This is a genomic window from Lactobacillus sp. X-49 (assembly GCF_057063645.1).
This window is the reverse complement of sequence record NZ_JBXSQM010000003.1, coordinates 14,890-36,519: the sequence shown is the minus strand read 5'-3', so window position 1 is coordinate 36,519 and position 21,630 is coordinate 14,890. Positions and strand designations below refer to the sequence as shown.

Genomic DNA, 21,630 nt, shown 5'->3' with positions numbered 1-21,630 from the left:
AGCCTTAATACAAGCTAAAAGTTTGCTTGCCTAATATACTGGTTAACTCCGATACGATAATATTTATTACCGTAAATTGTAATTGCTGAGCCAAAGGTAGCAACTGACTTACCCTTCTTCATTATGCTTTGATTATCACGATTGCCGTAGTCATTATAAACATAAGAATTTCGCTTTAACAGTTTCATCGTCCCATCAATATTGCCACTAGCAATATAGTGGTTTTCGCCAACGCGGTAATACTTCTTACCGTTAATAGTCTTGATACCATAAGTTGCAATGATCTTGCCATTACTATTAACCTTTATGGCTTTCATGCCATTAACCCGCTCACCTTTATTATTATAAACATAAGCAGTATGCATTAAAGTCTTATTGACCTTCTTATCGTCTCGCGGCGCTTGGGCAGCTGGCGGCAGTGCACTGCCAGTATCTAAAACGGTGCCATTAACCCAGCCTTTGCCGGCAATATACATCCGCTTACTACCGTTATAGTAAGTAATTGTCTTGGTAACTGTAATCGAATCACCTGCATTGACACTATCCGTCTTAGCCGATAGTGAATGATCCGTTGGCCAAGCATAGGTTGCCGCATTCTTTTTGACAACATAAGATTTACTATCATTAGAAATCTGCGGGTCATATTGCGTTAAATTGTAACTGGTAATCCGATTATTTAAAATGCTATCGTAATTATTCGCCGTTGCATAGGTTCCAGTTAAGGCCTTCGTCGCATCAGTATAAGAAGCCGCATTTTCTAACCATGCACCTTGATAGCGATCTGGTTGCCAAGTAACACCTTGGCGTAATTTCTTACCATTATCATCAAAAGATTCTTGATAAGTATTATATTTTCTAAACTTGGCAACTACATAGTAGCTCTTACCGTTCTTATCTTCTTCGCGCGTCTTAGCCGAATATGTCTGACCCGGCCAGCTGTCATCAGCCTTCATACCAAATAAATTATTGGCATTTACCGCCAAGCCAGATTGCCCCCAATTAGATTCAACAATTGCTTGCGCAATCATGACAGATGGATATAAACCATACTTCTTTGCTACTTTCTGTGCCTGACAAGCAGCCGTGTCTAAGAATGCAGTTTCATTTCCCTGCGCTGCAGATACTTGTTGAACCCGCGCCGGGGAATTGGCAATTAAGTTGTTGGTAACTGGAATTACGGCTGCAGCTGCTAAAACAGCCGTGGATAATCCAGTGATTAGTCTCTTCTTCATAAATGTATTTTCCTCCTTAATCGACACTTTTATTGTATCGAGCTAGCTGTGGATAAACAATAGCTTACTTTTAATTGTAGTCAAAAAGTAATATTGTCTAGCTTATATTACAAATAGTAATCTATATTTCTAAACTATGTTGAAGCTTAGTAAGTAGGTGGCGTTTAATTCGCTGAAGCTGTCCCCTGCTGATACCAGTTTCTTGAGCTAAAAAAGTAATCGTGTTATTTTCTATCAGATGACGATAGAATAACATGATTTCTTCTTCTGACATCTGTTTTACCTCATTTTCAAGTTCTAACCAATTATTTAGATTGCTTATTTGCCCAATTTCTGCTTCCAAAAGAAGCGGTACCTCACGAGCACAATGCACCTGCTCTTGACGCAACCGGTCAAGCGTATGCCAAATAATCTTGCCAAAAGCTTTGCGATCAATTTCTGCACGTGACAAATTCTTTTCTTGTTGCAATATTGACGCATAGACGATAATTCCTTCCTGAAAAAGATCATCATAATTACTGTAATCTAGGCGAACATGGGCTTTTTTCAATGCTCCACGGACTAATTTCTGGTTACTCCAAGCGAGCATAAAACTTTCTTTACTAATCATTAGTTGTGACATTCCTTTTCGTAATTTTGTCACAAGCGCTTGTGCACCTTGAGATTATCAGTATTAGCTTTAAAACCAAAACCAGCGTTAATCACTTGCAATTACTTGGTAATATAATAATTGTCAAATGGTAAAAAAATAAAAAGACTGCAAATTATTGCACCATCCTAAGTCAATTCTGGGTAAAAAAGTTTTCTAATTCAATCAATATAATGTATCAAGGCGGCAACTAAAGCGAAAGATGGGATAATCTGCCTGTCTTAAAAAGGGCAATTCATAGTAGTCACTTAATTCGTTAATATACCTCAGCTGTTTTTGTTGCAACAATTCCATGACCGCATCCTTCAACTGATGATCATCGGTAACAGGACTTGGGAAAAAATAATCTGTTTGATCAATTAATGATTGACCTTTGGGTTGCTTAACCTGCCAGCCAAGATATTCTTGTAAATGAGTATGGATCAACTTAAAGAGAACGTGGTTGTAGGTTAAGCTGCGTGATAACTGCGTACCGATATAGCGACTGCATTGGTCGAAGATAAAGCAATAATTGTAATCTATTGTTTTAAAAGCCAGACTGGAAATACTCAAATTGCTCGCCTCCACCATTCGGTGTAACGCTATCCAGTCGATATTGCCCCGATTATAACTGCGTGTTGAAAAATAAGCTAAACGCCCAGTCGCAATAACATTGCTGCCCCGAAAATTAAATCTGCGAGCTAAATATCTTTGAAATTCTAACCCCGCGAGCAGATTACGCCGACTAAATGCCGTAAAAAGAGCACTGCTGCTACGTCGACTTAAGACAATTCCTTTACGACGATCAAAAATAACACTCTTATATTCACCAAGAAGGGGCTGATGTTGAAACTGATAAAGTACCAGAGTATCGGGGTTAATACAATAGTCAGGATCTGTAATCAAATACTGATCAAGAAGCGCATCCTTTCCTATACGTTCACGTATTAGCGTTTTGGACCACTTTCTATACTCTACTTTTAAGGGTAAATTCCATTGGCTATTTTCTTTACGCACAATTAACCATCCTTTCATTTTTTATAGTGCATAATAAATAATTATAGCGCTTTCATTATGACTTAAAATGCCAATGTCTTTGAAAATGCAGCGTCTAGTATTTAAAAATTATCTTAATAATTTCATGAGGTGTTTACCTTATTTTGGGCAACCAAAAAAACGGAAACGATCATTCGTTTCCGTTTTGGTTAGCAATTATTTAATTGTCTAATTAAAAGTTAGCAACTCTAACGTATTGTTTAGCAGGTCCACCAATGCGGTAGTAAGTCTTACCGTTCTTGAACTTGAAAGGAGCACCGTAAGTAGTAACAGTGGAACCCTTCTTCAAGACCCGCTTGTCAGCGCGCTTGGTACTGGTCTTGTAAACATAAGCGTTGTGAGTCAAAGTACGAGAAGTTCCGTCAATGTTGTCAGCCATTACGTATTGGTTGTCACCAATCTTATAAACAAGACTGCCATCGGCAAGCTTAGTTGCGTCACCATAAACATTTACGGTACTGTAAGAAGCTAAAGTCTTAGTGCCAACGCGCTTGTGGTTTGCGTCGTAGATGTAGGAATTGTGCATAACTTGCTTAGTAACTGTAGGCGCTGGGGCAACTGAGCCATCAACGTACTTATTTTCAATATATTGGTTAGAATCAGCGCTGTTAACGTGAATATATGTCTTGTCACCGATCTTAACTGGGTTACCAAAAGTAGCAATCTGGTCACCATTCTTGATCGTGGTCTTAGATAGAGTTACTGTGTTACCCGTAATCTCGTAAACCGGCACCGTGTCGGTATCAGCTTGCACCGTCTTGTAAGTAGCACCTTTAGCACCCACCGTTAACATAAAGGTTACCTTAGTAGTCTTATTGTCAGGGTTAGTAGCTGAAACAACTACTGGATACTTCCCAGCAACAGCAGTATTAACCTTGCTGATGTCAACATTTGGCACTAAGACTGTCGTGTTAGTAGCACTGATTGTAGTCTTAAAGGCATCCTGAATTGCCTTAGTATCAACAGTGCCATTGACTGGTACATAGTTGAACTTAACACTGTCTGGTAAATCTTTGATAGTAGCAGAAACACTCATTGCCTTATTACCATTGTAACCATCAAGTGTAATTGCAGGATAAGTTGGGTCACTAGTGTCTGTACTTGGACTCACTGTAACAGTAAAGCTACCCGGCCTACCATTAGTAGCAATTAAATTAATAGTAACTGGGAAAGCAGTTGCTGGTTGATCAAAGGTACCATTAGCCTTAAGGGTAACACCAGCAGTTCTTAAGCCAGAAAGAACGTCTTGGTCAATGTCTGTAAATGAAGCATCAGCAGCATCCTTTGCACCTGCAGTTGTAATAGCTGGCTTATAAGCATCAGTAATACTCTTAACAACGCTGGCAACACTGTTACCAGTAGCAGTTAAAGAAACTGCCCCAGAGTTTACCAAGTTACCCTTACTATCTTGCACGTAAGGTGCACCAGTTAAGTTTGAATTGAACAACTTGAAGGCGTCACTTGCAATTCTAAGATCGGCAATGGTGCCTGAACCTGAAGCAGTTACATTATAAGTATTACCACCTACAGTAATAGCATATCCTTGTCCAGCTGTTAAACCAGTAATTGTTACCGTAGCAGATGCTCTATAAGTATCATCGCCATTAAAGTTAGAAACTTCAGATGCATTTGGTTTAAGGGATGCACCTTGAGCACCAGTAACATCAACATCGCTTGATTTATAAATCTTAGCACTTGAGACTGATACTGAAGCACCAGCAGGTAAATTAGGCGTTAACAATGATGCTTGGGCAGTTGAAGCAGCAGCACCAGCAACTAAACTAGGAATGTTAGTAACCTTTAATTTAAGTTCAGCTTTAGTTGAGCCGACATTTGTCGTACCACCAACAACAGGCACATTCATATCAGCAAAAACTGTTGACAAAGTAGAAGCAGCAGCCGGAGCAACGGCTAATAAAGCAGCAGCAGTGGCACTGACAATTCGTAAATTCTTTTTCATGTGGTCTATCCTCCTTGAATATATAAAAAAGGTAACAGACTGTATTAATCGTAAGAACCCATCTTGTAAACAACATCCTTCAAGCTGAATTCATAAGTTTATTAGGTCTTATGAGGTAGCTTTCAAGCTGAATAATACGCATGCTTATAGGCTAACGAAGCAAAGACATATCTATTACCTACCACGCTTCAAATTGTACGCATATTTAGCCAAAAATGCAAGAAACGTACCTAAACTCAATCAAATATTAAAGTAACCAAAAAACGAAAACAACAATTTGTTTCCGTTTTGGTAATTAATTATTTAATTGGTTAATTAATTAAAAGTTAGCAACTTTAACGTATTGCTTAGCAGGTCCACCGATACGGTAGTATGATTTACCGTTCTTGAACTTGTAAGGAGCACCGTAAGTAGTTACAGTTGAACCCTTACGTAATACGCGACGGTCAGCACGCTTCTTAGAAGTCTTGTAAACGTAAGCGTTGTGAGTCAAAGTACGTGAAGTACCATCAATATTGTCAGCCATTACGTATTGGTTGTCACCAATCTTGTAAACAAGGCTACCATCGGCAAGCTTAGTTGCGTTACCGTAAACATTTACAGTAGTGTAAGCAGCTAATGTGTTTGAACCAACACGCTTGTGGTTTGCGTCATAGATGTATGCGTTGTGCATAACCTTCTTAGCAACTGTAGGAGCTGGCTTAATTGAACCATCAACATACTTAGTTTCTACGTAAAGATTTGAGTCTAAAGCATTGATACGAGTATATGACTTGTCACCAACAGTAATAGTACCAAAAGTAGCAATTTGGTCGCCATTCTTAACAGTAGTCTTGGTATCAGTTACAGTATTACCATTAATTTGATAAACTGGAACACTATCAGTGTCAGCTTGAACAGTGGTGTAAGTGGCACCCTTAGCACCAACAGTCAAATAGAAAGTAACTTTAGTAGTCTTGCCAGCTGCGTTAGTAGCACTAACAGTTACAGGATATCTACCAACAACTTTAGTGTTTACTTTGCTTGCATCAACAGTTGGAATTAATGCAGTTGAGTCAGTAGCACTTACAGTCGTCTTAAAAGCAGAGCGGATAGCATTAATATCTACATAACCATTAAGTGGAATATAGTTGTATGCTGCATCACCAACATCAAACTCTCTAGTTCCTTTTAAGTTCTCACCCACACCGTTAAATTTCATTTGTGGGTATGTATCGTCACCATTTGATGGATCTGGAAGTACAGTTAAATTAAATGAGCCTTTGTTGTGGTTAGTTGCACTAATTCCTAAAGTAAGAGTAATTGGGCTTGAAGGTTTGTCAAAACTACCATCAGCTCTTACAGTAATGCCTGCAGCCTTAAGACCATCTCTAACATCTTGCTCCAAATTAGTCCAATAACTAAGAGCTGTATGGCTACCAGGAGTAATCACAGTAGTAGCAACTTCATACTTATCATTAATGTTTTTCAAGATACCATTGATAGTATTAGCAAAAACAATTTGACCTTCTGATACTTGATGAGCATCAGTACCCTTAGTTCTCACATAAGGTGCACCTTGCAGATCATCAGTGTAAATTGTAAACATGTTACTTGCTAAAGTAATATGAGCAGTATGAGATGAATTTGCTTTAACTACATCAGAACTATCGTTTATGCGGTACTCACCATCAGCAGCCAAGTTACCAATATCCATTGATACAACAGCCACATAACTTTCATTAGCTCTAAAGTTTTTGACTGGAGTTGCATTTGCTACTACTTTAGCTTGACCATCTGCTCCAACATTTACATCAGAAGACTTATAAACTAAAACATCTGATACATTTTTAACTTGATCAACTGCAAATCCTGTTGGCATATTGTTTAAATTGATCTTAACTTGTAAGTTATTGTTTGAAACACCGTCACCATCAACAACTTTTGTAATTGTATCTGCCGATACTTTTAAGTTAAGGTGATTGTTATCACCCGTACTCAAGTTGTTACTATTAATATTGGCTGTAAGCTTTCCTACAGGTGCTGGAGTAGTTGTAGGAGTATCAGCAGCAAATACTGATGATACACTAGTAGCAGCAACTGGAGCAACAGCTAATAAAGCGGCTGCAGTAGCACTAACAATTCTTAAATTTTTCTTCATGTGGTCTTTTCCTCCTTGTGTATATACAAAATAGTAATAGGCTATAGGTTCAGTAGTTGAGCCTACATTGTTACAACACTCTTCGAGTCGAATTCATAAGTTTATAACTCTTATGAGGTAGCTCTCCAACTGAAGAACGCGCATGCGTACAGGCTTATTTACCTGAAGCATAGGCTATTACTCACCACATTTCATATTGTACCTGCCTTTAGTAGAAATTGCAAGGCATGTAGTTATTTTACACACTTTTGTAACAAACGCTTACAAAGCCAACATTAAATTATCAAGTTAGTTGAACTTAAATAAGCTTGCTATAACAATTAATCCTTAGTATATTTATCTCAATAAGATTACAGTAGAAATTTTATTACGGCAAAAATTTTACAGAATATTGACAATGCTTCATTAGCGTTACATTAAAAAAGGTCGCGTCAATAATTGACGTGACCTTTTAATAAGACAATTATCGTTAGCTTAAAAAACGTTTGAGTTCCTTAATTATGCTAACTAATGTCTGTAAAAGCTTGAGACTAGTTTGACTTATTTTCAGAATGATCGAACACACTAGTAACAGTGCGTTCAACATATGCAGCAGATTGGGGAACCTTATACAGATCAACTCCACCCTTATTAAAAGCATCAGCTTGGGCAATTGTGGTCATTGCACTTTGAACAGCTTCTGCAGTCACATTGTCTGAGGCATCAGGCAACACGATGCTGGTCTTTTTGTTTTCGGAATTTAAGAATACTAGTTGTAACGATTTGGTTGTAGTTGGCATGATTATTTCCTCTTCCTAGTAAATATCTCTGATATTATTATCCAATTTGATCCATTGGAACTGCTTGTTTTTGAATCAAGACAATGTCGCCTAGCGTATCATTTTGCAGTTGTGCCAGTGCCTTACCGACTTCGGCTAAGCCACTAGCAGTGGCATTTTTCTTAACGTTCTGCATGACGCGGTTCTTGAAGCCCTTATCACCATACTTCTTAGAGTTCAAAAATTTGTACTGAACAGATTGGTCAATTAATTCGAAATTCATTTTTAATACCTTCCTTACTATAGGTTATCTTTTAGTTGTAAGATTTCGGCGCCGATGTCTTACACTATTATTAACGAAATGAATCGGCAAATTGTAACAATTTTTTGGCAAAAATTTGCTAATTAAGCCAAGCAGTCCTCAATAAGTAGTCAAATCAGCTAAAACCATCTATAATTAACTTAGTATTAACAAGGAGGATATATTCCTATTATGAAAAAAACGACGATTGGGACGATTGTAGCAGTGATTATCATTGCTATTGGCGGCGGAGTCTTCTACGCAACCAGGCAATCAACTAGCAACCAAGTTGATGCTTCTTATAATAAAGCAATTACTAGTGGTAAGACCGCTGTCAAAGATAAGGACTATGCCAAGGCCAGCAGCAAGTTTGCTGCCGCTTTAGCCATTAAGAAGACGGCGCAAGCAGCAGCTTATAAGGAGCAAGCAGATAATATGCTTAGTGCAATTAAAGCTGCCAAGGCTGGCAAGTACGCTCGAGCACTAATCAAGACTAACAGTGTCATTACCAAAAGCAGCGGTTATAATGTGCTAATTAGTCAAGGACGCCAATTGAAGAAAACAATTGCCAACGTTCAAGATAATTATGAACACGAGATTAAACCGATTCTGTCCGTGGCAAAACAAGCCCTGACTAACAAGCAATACCAGATGGCTAGCGACCAGTACCAGAAAGTGCTGGATTTACCTTACATTGATGGCAAATATTATGCTAAGTATAAAGAGCAGGCACAAGACGGACTTAAGGATGCTCAAAAAGCTGCCAAGACTGGTGACGGTACTAGTTCAACCCAAGGTTATGGTGTAAAATCTGGTAAGGTCAAAAATAACGTGGGCGAAACCGGTAATGCAGGTAAAACTGGTGAAGGCTCGATGGGTAATCACAAGGTGCGCGGCAAGACTGTTACCACTGATCAAATTACCCAATTACGCAAGCGCGTAACTAAATTAGGCTTTGACGGCATGTCATGGAGTCCGCAAGACTTAATCGATCTTTTCCGCAGCTCCAAGCGCACTAGTCCAAATAAAATCACTAAGAGTGACGTTCAACAATATTTAAAACCATAACGCATTAATTAAAAATCGCCCAAGCGGCGATTTTTTATTTCTCCAATTATAATAACAATAGATAAGATGATATAATTTTATTAACCTTACCCAAAAAGAGAGCTGTTATTTTGCTGAAGCATTAGAATAGTTGCTTTTATAGTCTAAACTCGGTAAAATGACTATTGACTTTCACGTTTCCTATTTTTATTAAAGGAGTGTCCGCTTTGACTGAAAAAGAAAATAATATTAAAGATACAACTAACGAAAATGAACAAGAAAATGACGAAATTAAAGTCGTAATGCCCGAAGCCACTTGGACAACCATGCCGCAAGAGGAGTTCAAAGAACAACCTGAATATCTGCAGGTTTTCACTAACTTTTATATTGCCAAATTCAACCAGCGTGATTTAGAAGTTATGAGTACTTATGATGTTAATTCCAACATGGTTGACATCAATCATTATCTGGTTGATAACATTCACTTTACTCGTAAAGAACTTGTGCGTCATGCCCTACAATACCACGATAATAATTTCCACCAATTGGTAGATGAAATTGTTCGCCAAGATCACATTGACCAAGAATCAATGACTTCATACGAAGACTGGGATAATTGGTATGAAGAACGTCGCAATAATTTTTCGACTTCTTTATCATAATTTGCTTGTATTATCACTTAAAAAAGAACAAAATATATATTTAGCTGAGAATGTCAAATTGACATTCTCTTTTATTTAAAAAATATTGATATTAGTTTATTGGAGTACATAATAATATGGATCAAAAAAAAAAACGGATTTCTGCGGCGGGTCTGCTGATTACGATTGGAATTGTGTATGGCGATATTGGTACCAGTCCGTTATACGTTATGAAGTCAATCGTTACTGGTAATGGCGGAATTGCCAACGTGAACCGTGAATTAATTTTGGGCTCAATTTCTTTGATTTTTTGGACAGTGACCTTATTAACAACTGTTAAGTACGTGATGATTGCCTTGCACGCAACCAACCACGGTGAAGGTGGCATCTTTGCTCTCTATGCCCTCGTGCGCAAACGTGCCAAATGGCTGGTAATGCCCGCATTAATTGGAGGAGCAGCACTACTTGCTGACGGGACTTTGACGCCGGCGGTTACGGTAACCACCTCAATTGAAGGCTTGAAGAATATGCGCTTTGGTTCGAGCATTCCTGTTCCTAACCAAAGTTCAGTGGTCATAATTACACTGGTAATATTACTGGTGCTCTTTTCAATTCAAATGCTTGGTACTAGTAGTATTGGTAAGGCTTTTGGTCCAATTATGTTTGTCTGGTTTACTTTCCTTGGACTGATTGGCATTTACAATATGAATCAAGATTGGTCAATCTTGCAAGCACTCAACCCCATTCTTGCTATTAAAGTATTATTCAGTCCAACTAATAAAGCCGGCATCTTTATTTTGGGATCAATCTTCCTTGCTACGACGGGTGCTGAAGCCCTCTATTCCGATGTTGGTCACGTTGGTCGCGGCAACATTCTAGGGTCGTGGCCATATGTATTTCTTTGCTTGGCACTAAATTATCTGGGTCAAGGAGTATGGATTTTACAGAATCCCAACTATCAAACTCACGGCACAGAGCTTAACCCATTCTTTGAAGCCGTTCCGACCAACTTACGTCTGTTTGCCATTATTTTGGCAACGATTGCGGCCATTATTGCTTCGCAAGCCCTGATTACCGGTTCATTCACACTTGTTTCCGAAGCCAGTGGTTTAAAATTCTTACCACGAATGAAAATTAACTATCCAACTACCGAACATGGACAGATTTATATTCCTTCCGTCAATAAGATGATTTGCGTAGCCACAATGGCCATCGTTGTCTTTTTCCAAACTTCAGAACATATGGAAGCTGCCTATGGGCTGTCAATTACGGTGACGATGCTTATGACCACCGTCTTATTATTTGAATATCTCGGGGCTAAACACCATCCATTCATCCTGCGACTTTGTTTCTTAATCGCCTTTGGCTTTATTGAAGGCATGTTTTTAATTTCTAGTTTAACCAAATTTACTCATGGTGGATACGTGACCGTTTTAATTGCGGGCTTCATCGGCATTATTATGTTCATCTGGTACTTTGGTAATAAGGTTCGTGACAAGCACGAAGGCGCTAATACCTATGTTCGCCTAGATAATTACACCGATATGCTTACCGACCTTAGTCATGATGATGATTACCCTGTTTATGCCACCAACCTTGTTTATATGGCTAAAGTTAAATACAACAAGTTTATTAAACGGGAAATTCTCTACTCAATCTTAGATAAGCGGCCAAAAAGGGCTAGTGCATATTGGTTTGTTTCCGTTAATATTACCAATGAACCCTTTACCGCTAAATATGCGGTTAACACCTATGGCACCAAAAATGTCATCAATGTGCAGCTTTTCCTAGGCTTTAAAAAGCAAACCAGCGTAAATGTATACTTGCGCCAAGTAGTTCATGATTTGATTAAAGATGGCACTATTGAATCGCAGCCACAGGAATACACCACTACCCCGGGACGTGAAGTGGGAGACTTCTCCTTTGTTATCGTCAACGATGTAGTCAGCCCCTTAACCAAGCTCAAAGGCTTTGAAAAATGGATTGTGACTGCTCGTGTCTGGTTACAAAACCTTTCTTCAAATCCTGCTTCATGGTTTGGTCTTGAATATACAGACACGGTTGTTGAAAGTGTGCCGCTGATTCTTGGTCGTCCGAGCCGTGACTTACACATTAAGCGCGTTGCGCCACGTGATTATTCCCACCTCAAAAATGAGGATGATGAATAAAAAAAAGAATTGTATCTTTTACTTGATACAATTCTTTTTTCTTACTTAAAATTTCTTACTTTGACGTATTGTTTCTTCGGTCCACCAATGCGGTAATATAACTTACCGTTTTTAAATTGATAAGGTGCACCATATGTTCGAAGATATCTGCCCTTACGTAGCAAGCGATGATTAGCACGCTTACTGCCAGTTTGATAAACATAGGAATTATGCTTTAATTGGCGCAAGGTGCCATCAATGTTAGCTGCAAGCACGTATTGGTTATCAGCTAATTTATAAGCTAAAACGCCATCAGTTAAACGCACGGTTTTAGGATAAACCATGATATTTTCATATGAGTGAAACTTCGAATTACCAACTCGGTGATGATTAATATCATAGATAAAGGCGTTATGCATTAGTTTTTTACTGATTTTTGCTTGATCTAAAGTATAAACATATGTAATACTTTGAGGATTATTTTCAAAAAAGCCCGTTGCCTTTTCTGGTCTTAATTTTAGACTATAACCAGTAATTTTCTTTTCTTGGGAAGTATAACCTTCTCCCAGATGCCCTTTAAGAATTTCATCTGGTGCCAAAGTGTTGCCTTGTTCATCTTGATAATGAACTGTCACATCGCCGCCTTGAACATTCTGAATACTGGAGCCAGCATTAGGGATATTTTCCTTAGTATAATAAAAACTAAATTCCTTTGGTTGTACTTGTTCACCATTGTACGGATCGACAAAAATAACATTCTGCGAATTCCTGTTATCATTAGTTAAGAAATATCTTCGGCCATTGTTGTCAGTTATCTCTTGTTTTGGAATAAATTTTTCACCAAGCAATCCTTCGCATGTTTCATCTTTGATCTTGTTGTTACTACTTTTATCTAGGTAATGAACAATGATGTCTTTAGCACGAGTAGAATTCTCTGAATCTAAACGCACATAAGTGCCCGCATTTTTAGAACCATCAAAATTATCGAAGAAATTACTTGAATGTTCATCTTGGTCTTCAGGATGAACAGAAGTGCCTTTGCCTACCTTGTACCATTTCCAGTATCCGGCACTACCACTCGTTGGGAGATATTTATTCGACGAATTGACAAATTCGGTGCCTAACTTTAAGGTATTCAATGCGGCACAATTAGCAAACATGGCACCCATTACCACATGTTTAGTATTAAAATTGGTTAAATCCAAATTATATAAACTGCTGCAATTACTAAACATGTGGGACATGTCAGTTACTTTTGACGTGTCAAAGTGGCTGGCATCTAATGAAGTTAAACTATAACATTCCTCAAACATGCTGGACATGCTAGTCACACCGGAAGTATCTAACTTCTCTAGGCCTTCAATTTGAGTTAAAGCTCCCAGGCCACCAAATAAGTATGAAGCATTCCCTGTAATTGTTAAATTACCGGTTATCTTTATTTTTTTAAGTTCCATACTAGGATAAATTCTACAGTTTTGAAGACAAGTCGAGAATAAATCCATAGGATTGGTAATAGTACCACCGGAAATATCTAACTCGTAACCATCATTGCCATCGTCAATTAGCGTCAAAGTTACATTGCTGTCTTGTTGTATTTCCCTATCTTTCCATTTTATTGATGTTGGCGAAGCAGCTACCGTTTTGATAGTCTTTTTTGGTTGCGCTGGTTGGTTATCATTAACAGGAGGTTGAACTTTTTCATTTGTTTCACTACCTGTCTGATTTGATAAATTATTATCAGCATCATTAGTTGTATTTGCAACTGGTACAATATTATTTACAGTTTGCTTTAATTTTGCAGTGTTAACCGATTGATCAGTTGTTTGATCAGCCTTCACATCTTGAGTATTTAATGCTACTACACCTAAGGCCGCCGCAGCTACACTAGTTACTAAGGCCTTGCCTAAATAAAAATTTGCTTTTTTACCCATAATTACATCTCCTATTTATATACCACCATAAATATTGTATCATATTTTTTGATATATATACTGATTTTGTGTTATTTTATATATAAAATTGAAGCCTCTTTTTGCTCAGTCATTTGAGACTTTTTATTTAGGGTTATACACATCAGATTAATAAAACATTATCCATTTATTTAGAAAATGTTATTTTTCACTTACCGATCTAGGTATAATATATATAGTCTTTTTGAAGTCATGGTTTTATCCAAACAGATTTTAATTACTAGTTATCTAGCAAAGTGAGTAAAGCAATTAAACAATATAAAAATAGCACCATTCCACTTGGGAATAGTGCTGTTTTGGTTTTAATAATTAAATTACCAAATATGAACACGTTTATCTGGTTCTAACCACATACCATCTTCTGGCTTCACATCAAAGGCTTCATAGAAATCATCTTGACATTGCGTTTGGACATTTGCCCGTAATGGACCTGGTGCATGAACATCGACTGCCGTTTGAGTCTTAATTGACTCAGTCAACTGCTTATTTGCCCAAATTCTAGCAAAGTTTTCAAACAATTTCTTTAAATCGTCATTTTCATTTTTAGCAGCCTCAACTGCAGCAGTCAATCCGCCCTGATCGGCAATGTTTTCAGACACAATTTGCTTACCATTCAATTTAACTGGACCATATTCAAGACCATCAAACAGATCAATTTCAGCTTGTGTCCGCTTTTTAAATTCGGCATAGTCTTCATCAGTCCACCAATTGGTCATATTACCTAACTCATCGAATTGCGCCCCATTATTGTCAAATGCATGCGAAACTTCGTGAGCAATCACAGTCCCAATCCCACCAAAGTTAGTGGCACGATCTTGCTTTAAATCATAAAATGGTGCTTGCAAAATTGCGGCTGGGAAAGTTAAGTCATTTCTTTGCGGATCATAACAAGCGTTAACTAAATTGCCTGGCATTGCCCAAATTGTTCGATCAACTTCACGGTGCAATTGTTCAATGTTGTATTTCTGCTCTTCGATTGCAAAAGCGCGTTCATTGGAGTAAAGACTGCCGCCTTGACTAGCTGGAATAACCTCTAAGCGATTGTAGATTTCTTCAATCTTATCAGGATAACCAATTTTAAGTTCCAAAGCTTCAAGTTTTACAATTGCCTTCTTTTTGGTAGCTTCGGATAGCCAACTATTCTTTGCCAAGCGTTCTTTATAAACAGCCAACATGCGCCGAATCATATCTTCAACATCTTTTTTGGCTTCAGAGCCAAAATACGTTTGACCGTAATAAACACCAACAACTTCACTAAAACTACCATTGGCAATATGATATGCCTGTTTAACACCATCGGATAATTGTGGCTGACCCGACAAGGCTTGACTAAACGGAAAGGCAGCTTCTCTGAAGCTTTGTGATAGTTCAGAAGCAACATCATTAATAAAGTTGACAATCATCCAGCCCTTAATTTCTTCGAAATTATCCTTATTGACCAGTTCATTGATATGATCTAAATAACGTGGTTCTGCTACGATAATTCTGGCAGGCTCTTCCCCAATGACTTCTTTCAAGTAGTAATCAATCTTGAATTCACTAAATTTAGCTTCAAAATCAGCAATTTTCATTGGATTATAAGTTGCTGGATAATCAGCCCATTCTTCAGATGACTTAACTACTTTAGCTAGTTTGGCATCAAACTTAATTGCATCTGCCGCATATTTTTCTGCTACTGCAGGATCTATTCCAGCCATTTCAAGCAACTTAACTGATTGCTGTTGCAAAATAGTTAATAATTTAGCCGCATCTTCAGTTTGATAAGTTGTAGTATCTGGCAAAAAGGTTCCAGGACCGGCAAAGTTCAGTACATTAACTTTGGTGTTTTTCATATCCGGTTCCACATCAAAGCCAAATGGCATTGATGCAAAAGTTGTTAAGTCTGGTGCCTTCAAATTAAAATCAGAGAAGTCCTTAAGTTCAGCAAGAAGTGCCAAGTCGGATTTTATCGGCTCTGCCCCTTCGCGATTACGTTTATCAAAATCGCTTGCTAATTGGTAAAGCTTAACCGCCTTTTTCAAGTTAGGAACATTGGGCACCTCTTTTTTACCAGAGGCAAAATCTGCGAAATCTTGCATTAAATGCTTTTCAACATTAACGTCAATCCCATCAAAAGATGCCATACGCGAACGGTCACTAGGAATCTTAGTCTTTTCAAGCCAGTCCGAGTTAACCGCTAGATAAATATTGTCTTGGGGACGTGTACCCACTTTAGGTTCAATTACATCGCCGCTTCCGCCACGAATTGTAGAAATTATTTTCATTTAAAAATCCTCCCTTGGGATCAAGATTAAAATTTAACTAGATTAATATTATCATTTTAATTATCAGGTTAATATTAAAAAGCTTTTACAAACTCTATTTGTAAAGTTTTATCCGATGCCGTAACTTCGCATAAAGCGGTAATAGCAGAATAACCATTAGAAAAATTCCGCCAGCGGCAACCATGAAAAATGGTATATAGCCTGCTCGATCAATTATCATCCCGCCAAATAAGGGACCAAAGGCTTGACCTATCCCGCGAGCAACATTGATTACCCCCTGATATTTACCCTTACTGGTATTGGGCGATAAATCATTAATGTAAGCCGGAACAGCTGGAAAAGCTGTAGATTCGCCCAAAGTTAAGATAACCATCGATAAGGCAAAATGCAAAAAGTCCCGAGCAACAATCAAGGTTGCAAAAGAAATGGCAAACATCAAAGTGCCGAACACGATTTGTTGGAACAAGCTCTTAAAAATGTTTGGGTACCGTGCCAAAATTACTTGCACAATCACGATAATTGCTCCATTAAGAGTCCATAATAGACTATATAAGTGAAACGGAATACCCAAAGATACCATATAAACGGAAAGATTAGATTCCCAGTTCATATACATTAGCCACGTTACTGCTAGTGAAATTAAGAATCCTACCATCAGCATCAAATTATATTTAGGCATCGGTTCAGCCTTAAGTTTTTTGCCTAATTGTGTTTTCTTAGCATGTCTTTGCTTATGAAAATTGCTAATTGGACGATAATGAATTGCGGCATTAACAAAGCCAATTGCAAATAAAGCCGCTGCCAACAAGAACAGAAATTCGATCGAAAAATCATATAGGTAGCCCACTAAGAGTGTGCCTGTCACTGTCCCAACGTTCTGGGCAAAGTAAATTAGATTGAAAACATAGCGTCCCGGATACTTGCGCAGGCTAGTTGCAATTGAATTGATTAGGGTTCCGTTCCATCCGCTAGCAAAGCCAGTTAGCACCAACCAGAACCAATATTCTGGCCAGCCATGGAAAAACGCCATCAAAATCAAAATTAATGCATCTATCCCAAGTCCAGTAACAATTAACGGATATGGGTTGCAGCGATCATAAAGCCAACCCGCTACCAATGATCCCAACACATTGCTGGCACAATTGCAGAATAAAACAATACCAATCACTGATAAACTGATATGTAACTGTTTGTTAAGATATACTGAGGTTAATGGCCAAACAAAGCTTGACCCAATCCAAGTTACCAATTCTCCTAACAGCAGCCAGCGCAATTTGACTTCTATTTCATTATTATTTAATCCATGTGCAAGTTTCATATAATTAATCCTCTCCACTTAGACTCTATTTACCAGTTTAGCAAGAAGTTTAAAAAAAGAACACCCCAAGGTGTTAATGACCGAATCAAAATGCTTACTTTAACTTCTGGATTCGTGCTTAACTTGCGGGTGTTCTATATTTCTATATTGTAATTAACGTTAATTACTTAAAATTTGCCACTTTCATATAAGTACCTTGACCGATAATATAATACTTCTTTTTCTTAATCGTTACACTGCTACCGTAAGTTCTAACCAAATGATTCTTTTTGAACACTTTTTTGCCTAACCGATTGCCATAATGACTGTAAACATACGAATTATGCTTGAGTCTCATATTAGTACCATCGATATTGTTAGCAACAATGTACAAACCATTAGAAAGTTCATAATAGTTCGTACCTTTTAAAACTTTCTTGCCTATGACATCTACAACTGAGGTGGTGGTAAGAATCACTTTATTGGCACGTTGTCCTTGCTCATCATAAAGATAAGCATTGTGCATAATTTGCTTTTCAACGAGATTATTTACATTTACGCTTACTTTCATACCACCTGTAGTTAATGATTGCACTGTAATTGGCATAACGTTATTGGCCTTGATGAAACGATTACGGGCAATGATAAAATATTTGTGTCCGCGAATGGTTAATGGATCACCATAGGTGTCAATTCTTTGTTTGTTGCGCAACATTTTTGAGTGCTTAATTCGCTTGCCATACCGATTATAAACATATGCATTATGCTTTAGCACCTGCGCAGTTGCGTCAGCGTTACTAGCGACTACATAATATTTCTGCTTGTCAGCACCTTGATCAACTAAAACATAAAATGTTCTGCCATTAATCTTTTCTTTACCATGCACAGCTAACTCTGAATCAAACTTAAGCGTAACCCTATTTGCCCGCTTACCATCTTGATCATAGAGATAAGCATTGTGTTTAAGCACAACTTCTTTAACCATATCATTAGTTGACGGGACATGATTACTAGGATTAGAAGTGCTGGGAATAGATGGCGTTTGACTTGTTGAATCAGTTGGTGGTACAGGCGAAGGTAGCGGTTTTGGTACAGCCTCTTTAGTAGCGTAGGTATCAGCGTCCGTATTTGGATTATAATTACTAATTAGCTCGCTTGAACTCCATTTATGAGTATTAGCTGGCAGATAAGAAGGATCATCACCTTGGTTATACCACGTTACAGGAGTATTTAAGCCAGACCCATCTAAGACGTTGTTTTTGCCTAATTTTAGCCATTTCAACTTAGGTAAGTCTGTCAACATATCTGAACGTAGAGTTGAACTGGTCATTTTAAAACCACTAAGATCTAATTTCTCTAAACTTTTACAATCGTGAAACATTTGATCCATCTCGGTCGGGGTCGAGTTTTTAAAACTACTGAGGTCAATTTCTTTTAACTTTTCACACCACTCAAACATACCTCCCAAAGCAGCGATTTTTTCACTATTCCATTGAGGGAGTTTTACCTGTTCTAATGACAAACAGCCAAAAAACATGTCATTCAGATCAGTCACCTTATCAACTTTAAAGTTTGAAATATCGAGCTTTTTAACGGACCTCAAGTTCGAAAACATGTGTATCAGCCCACTACCAGTAACATTGCTCGTGTCAAAACGACTAACGTCTAATTCTGTTATTTTCTCACAAGCGCCAAACATAATTTTCATATCAGTAACCTTAGCTGTGTTAAAGTGCGAAACATCCACTCCAGCTAGATTACGGTCATCAAAAAACATACTACTCATATTAGTTACATCTGAAGTATCAAGTCTATCCAAATTCTGAATGTCTTGTAATTGATCTAACTGGGCAAATATACCAGCAGCAGAACCACTAATTTTTATTAAATCAGCAGCAATAACTATATGTTTCACTCCTGGTGCTACCATTGCAAGCATACCAGGATAATTACCAGGACCATTAATAGTATACTTTTCCCCAGGTGCTCCAATAGTTAGGGTATTGCTGCTAGCATCATATTTTAGTGGTATAGTACCGTTCCACATAAGTTGTTGTGATCTAGTCAATTGATTATTTGATGCAACTTTGGGCAAGTTAGTTGCAGCAAAATGCTCAGAAATTCTAGGTCGCAAGTCAGCCGCTTCAACGGTGTTATTTTCAGTAATTCCTAATATCAATAACGTGCTGGCGGCAATACTACTAACCATTATCTTTTTATTCTTTTGATTAAAACTTTTACGTTTTTTCATATTTGCTTCTTCCACAAAACTTACAGCTAATAATACAATTATTTCTTATAAAATAATAAATTGTATCTTATAATCAATTGTATAACTAAATATATATAAAAGATAATAATTGATAGAATAAATTAAAAGTTAAGCTTCATAATCAGCAAAAAATTAAGCCAATATAATTATTGCGCTGTTTTTATTTTTGTAAGTTAAGTAAAAAAATAATAAAGCAAAAAATAAATATACGTATACTTAATGCAGATGCATATCACAATTTTGATTCTATTTTATTTCAATAAACTACCCTTGTACCCAAGACTTATAATAAATATAAAAAGATCGTATACCGATATTTTATCGACATACGACCTTAGCAAATCAAAATAATATTAACTGTTAAACACTAAAAATCTGCTTCATTGATGTATAAATCATCAATATTTTCTTCATGTAAGCTTTTAATTATTTTTTGTGCAGTATTTTCTAATCAACGAAAATGCTTGCTTTTTCACCAGCTATTCGGCCAGAATTCCACGCAAAAGCATTACTTAATCCTTCAATTGTAGGATATGATGAATCAAACATACCTGATGCATTGTTACCAACAACATATACACCTGGAATTATTTCTCGTTTATAGTTGAGGGCAGCAAAATCTTCATTTACCAGTCCACCACCAACTGTACCTAAAGTTGTAGAATTTGCACGCACTGCATAAAATGGACCTTCTTGAATATCAACAGACATAAATTTACTATCTTTATAAAAATCTGAATCTAAGCCTTGTTCAACAAGTTGATGGTATCGAGCAATAGATTCCTTAAGATTTTGATAATTAACTCCCATTTTAGTAGCCAATTCATCAATTGTGTTGGCTTTAACAGCAGCACCTTCCTTAATTGCTTCATTTAGATCAGATTCAATTGTCTTAAATGGTCCAACTTTATAAGTCATCTTCTGACCATCTAGTAGTCTAAAAGTTCTTTCAAAAGAACTTGTCCAGTTTAAGCTATTGTTTTTCAAACTGCTTATTAATTTCTGATCCATTAAGAAATAATAGTATCCACCGTTAGAATAAACTGTATCACCCCAAAGGGCAAAATCATAAACCAAATCTTCATTAGTAAATCTCTTCCCCTCTTTATCAATCCAAAGAAAGGGCAAGCAAGTTAAAGTAAATATTGTGTCATTATGCCATTTAGGATTAGTTTTGGAAAAGACTGTTGCCGCATGATTTTCAAATATCCGTTTATAATTATTTATTCCACCAACTTCCTTAAGCATTCGTAACCCATCACCAGTTGCTTTTCTTTCGCCCATAGAATAGAGATCATCTAAATTTATTGAAATACTTTTAGAAACTTCTTCTTTACTACCGACAAACCCCCCATCGGCTAGAATTACAGCTTTTGTTTTAAGACACCTATGTTTACCATTATTGATTACATCAATCGCTGTTACTTGACCATTTTTTTGAATGATTTTGTTACCAGTCGTTTCTGTTAATAAAACTCCACCAGCTTTTTTAAAATTATCCATTAATCGCTTAAAACCATTGAATTTATCAATAAATTGATGATATGTTCTAGGATGTCCTTGATGAACTTCCTGAGTATTAGCTACTAATTCTGTATCTAATCCATTTTCTTTCATCCATTTGATTGTAGAAGCAGATTTTGCCAAGATTGCCTTAGTTATTCTTGCATTAGATGAATGATGAGTATAACTAATTACTTCCTCATATGCATCTTTTAAGGTATAATTTTGGTCTATTTGCTTTTGTGCCTCACTTTCCACAGCAAATAGTCCTTGTGCACCAAACATACCCGCACCACCAAAGCGATCACCCTTCTCAAGCATTGCTACTTTACGTCCTTTTTGTACAGCGGTTAATGCCGCACTTATACCAGAAGCCCCTGCACCAACTACTACAATATCAAAATTATCCATATT

The 21,630-nt window shown here is 37.3% G+C and carries 15 protein-coding genes; 3 read left to right on the top strand and 12 right to left on the bottom strand.

From position 1 onward, the window contains the following. Positions 1–14: 14 nt before the first annotated feature. The 7 genes from ACYIAQ_RS02610 to ACYIAQ_RS02580 form a co-directional block, all read right to left on the bottom strand. Positions 15–1,232, bottom strand: coding sequence for a glucosaminidase domain-containing protein (locus ACYIAQ_RS02610; protein ID WP_483562462.1), 1,218 nt, complete (start codon positions 1,230–1,232; stop codon positions 15–17). A gap of 121 nt (positions 1,233–1,353) precedes the next feature. Next, positions 1,354–1,875 carry a sigma-70 RNA polymerase sigma factor region 4 domain-containing protein gene (locus ACYIAQ_RS02605; protein WP_483564037.1) on the bottom strand — a complete coding sequence of 174 codons (522 nt, stop codon included), beginning with the start codon at positions 1,873–1,875 and terminating at the stop codon, positions 1,354–1,356. A 171-nt stretch (positions 1,876–2,046) separates the two neighbouring features. Next, positions 2,047–2,877, bottom strand: coding sequence for a hypothetical protein (locus tag ACYIAQ_RS02600; RefSeq protein ID WP_483562460.1), 831 nt, complete (start codon positions 2,875–2,877; stop codon positions 2,047–2,049). Positions 2,878–3,088: 211 nt separating this feature from the next. Beyond that, positions 3,089–4,876 carry an SLAP domain-containing protein gene (locus ACYIAQ_RS02595; protein WP_483562459.1) on the bottom strand — a complete coding sequence of 596 codons (1,788 nt, stop codon included), beginning with the start codon at positions 4,874–4,876 and terminating at the stop codon, positions 3,089–3,091. 319 nt (positions 4,877–5,195) lie between these two features. Further along, on the bottom strand, positions 5,196–7,016 hold the full coding sequence (locus ACYIAQ_RS02590) for an SLAP domain-containing protein (RefSeq protein ID WP_483562458.1): 1,821 nt from the start codon (positions 7,014–7,016) through the stop codon (positions 5,196–5,198). A gap of 530 nt (positions 7,017–7,546) precedes the next feature. Then, positions 7,547–7,795 (bottom strand): DUF2922 domain-containing protein, encoded by a 249-nt coding sequence (locus tag ACYIAQ_RS02585; RefSeq protein ID WP_122023355.1) that lies wholly within the window; start codon positions 7,793–7,795, stop codon positions 7,547–7,549. A gap of 37 nt (positions 7,796–7,832) precedes the next feature. After that, positions 7,833–8,057 carry a DUF1659 domain-containing protein gene (locus tag ACYIAQ_RS02580; protein ID WP_483562457.1) on the bottom strand — a complete coding sequence of 75 codons (225 nt, stop codon included), beginning with the start codon at positions 8,055–8,057 and terminating at the stop codon, positions 7,833–7,835. Positions 8,058–8,267: 210 nt separating this feature from the next. Between ACYIAQ_RS02580 and ACYIAQ_RS02575 the strand changes: the two genes are divergently transcribed. The 3 genes from ACYIAQ_RS02575 (at position 8,268) to ACYIAQ_RS02565 (ending at position 11,931) form a co-directional block, all read left to right on the top strand. Beyond that, positions 8,268–9,143, top strand: coding sequence for a hypothetical protein (locus tag ACYIAQ_RS02575; protein ID WP_483562456.1), 876 nt, complete (start codon positions 8,268–8,270; stop codon positions 9,141–9,143). Between the two features lie 206 nt (positions 9,144–9,349). Continuing rightward, positions 9,350–9,784 (top strand): hypothetical protein, encoded by a 435-nt coding sequence (locus tag ACYIAQ_RS02570; protein WP_122019119.1) that lies wholly within the window; start codon positions 9,350–9,352, stop codon positions 9,782–9,784. A gap of 116 nt (positions 9,785–9,900) precedes the next feature. Continuing rightward, complete coding sequence (locus ACYIAQ_RS02565; protein WP_483562455.1) at positions 9,901–11,931, top strand: KUP/HAK/KT family potassium transporter; 2,031 nt, start codon at positions 9,901–9,903, stop codon at positions 11,929–11,931. Positions 11,932–11,972: 41 nt separating this feature from the next. On the opposite strand, the gene ACYIAQ_RS02560 is transcribed toward ACYIAQ_RS02565, so the two are convergent. The 5 genes from ACYIAQ_RS02560 to ACYIAQ_RS02540 form a co-directional block, all read right to left on the bottom strand. Beyond that, entirely contained in the window at positions 11,973–13,841 is a 1,869-nt protein-coding gene (locus ACYIAQ_RS02560; RefSeq protein ID WP_483562454.1) for a MucBP domain-containing protein, read from the bottom strand. A 353-nt stretch (positions 13,842–14,194) separates the two neighbouring features. Continuing rightward, the gene (locus ACYIAQ_RS02555; RefSeq protein WP_483562453.1) at positions 14,195–16,144 is read right to left on the bottom strand and encodes a M13 family metallopeptidase; all 1,950 of its coding nucleotides are present in this window, start codon (positions 16,142–16,144) and stop codon (positions 14,195–14,197) included. A 94-nt stretch (positions 16,145–16,238) separates the two neighbouring features. After that, positions 16,239–17,462 (bottom strand): MDR family MFS transporter, encoded by a 1,224-nt coding sequence (locus ACYIAQ_RS02550; RefSeq protein WP_483562452.1) that lies wholly within the window; start codon positions 17,460–17,462, stop codon positions 16,239–16,241. Between the two features lie 163 nt (positions 17,463–17,625). Next, positions 17,626–19,692, bottom strand: a complete 2,067-nt coding sequence (locus ACYIAQ_RS02545; protein ID WP_483562451.1) for an SLAP domain-containing protein — start codon at positions 19,690–19,692, stop codon at positions 17,626–17,628. A 468-nt stretch (positions 19,693–20,160) separates the two neighbouring features. Then, a complete protein-coding gene (locus tag ACYIAQ_RS02540; protein WP_483562450.1) occupies positions 20,161–21,627 on the bottom strand; it encodes an FAD-dependent oxidoreductase in 1,467 nt (488 codons plus the stop codon). Positions 21,628–21,630 lie beyond the last annotated feature (3 nt).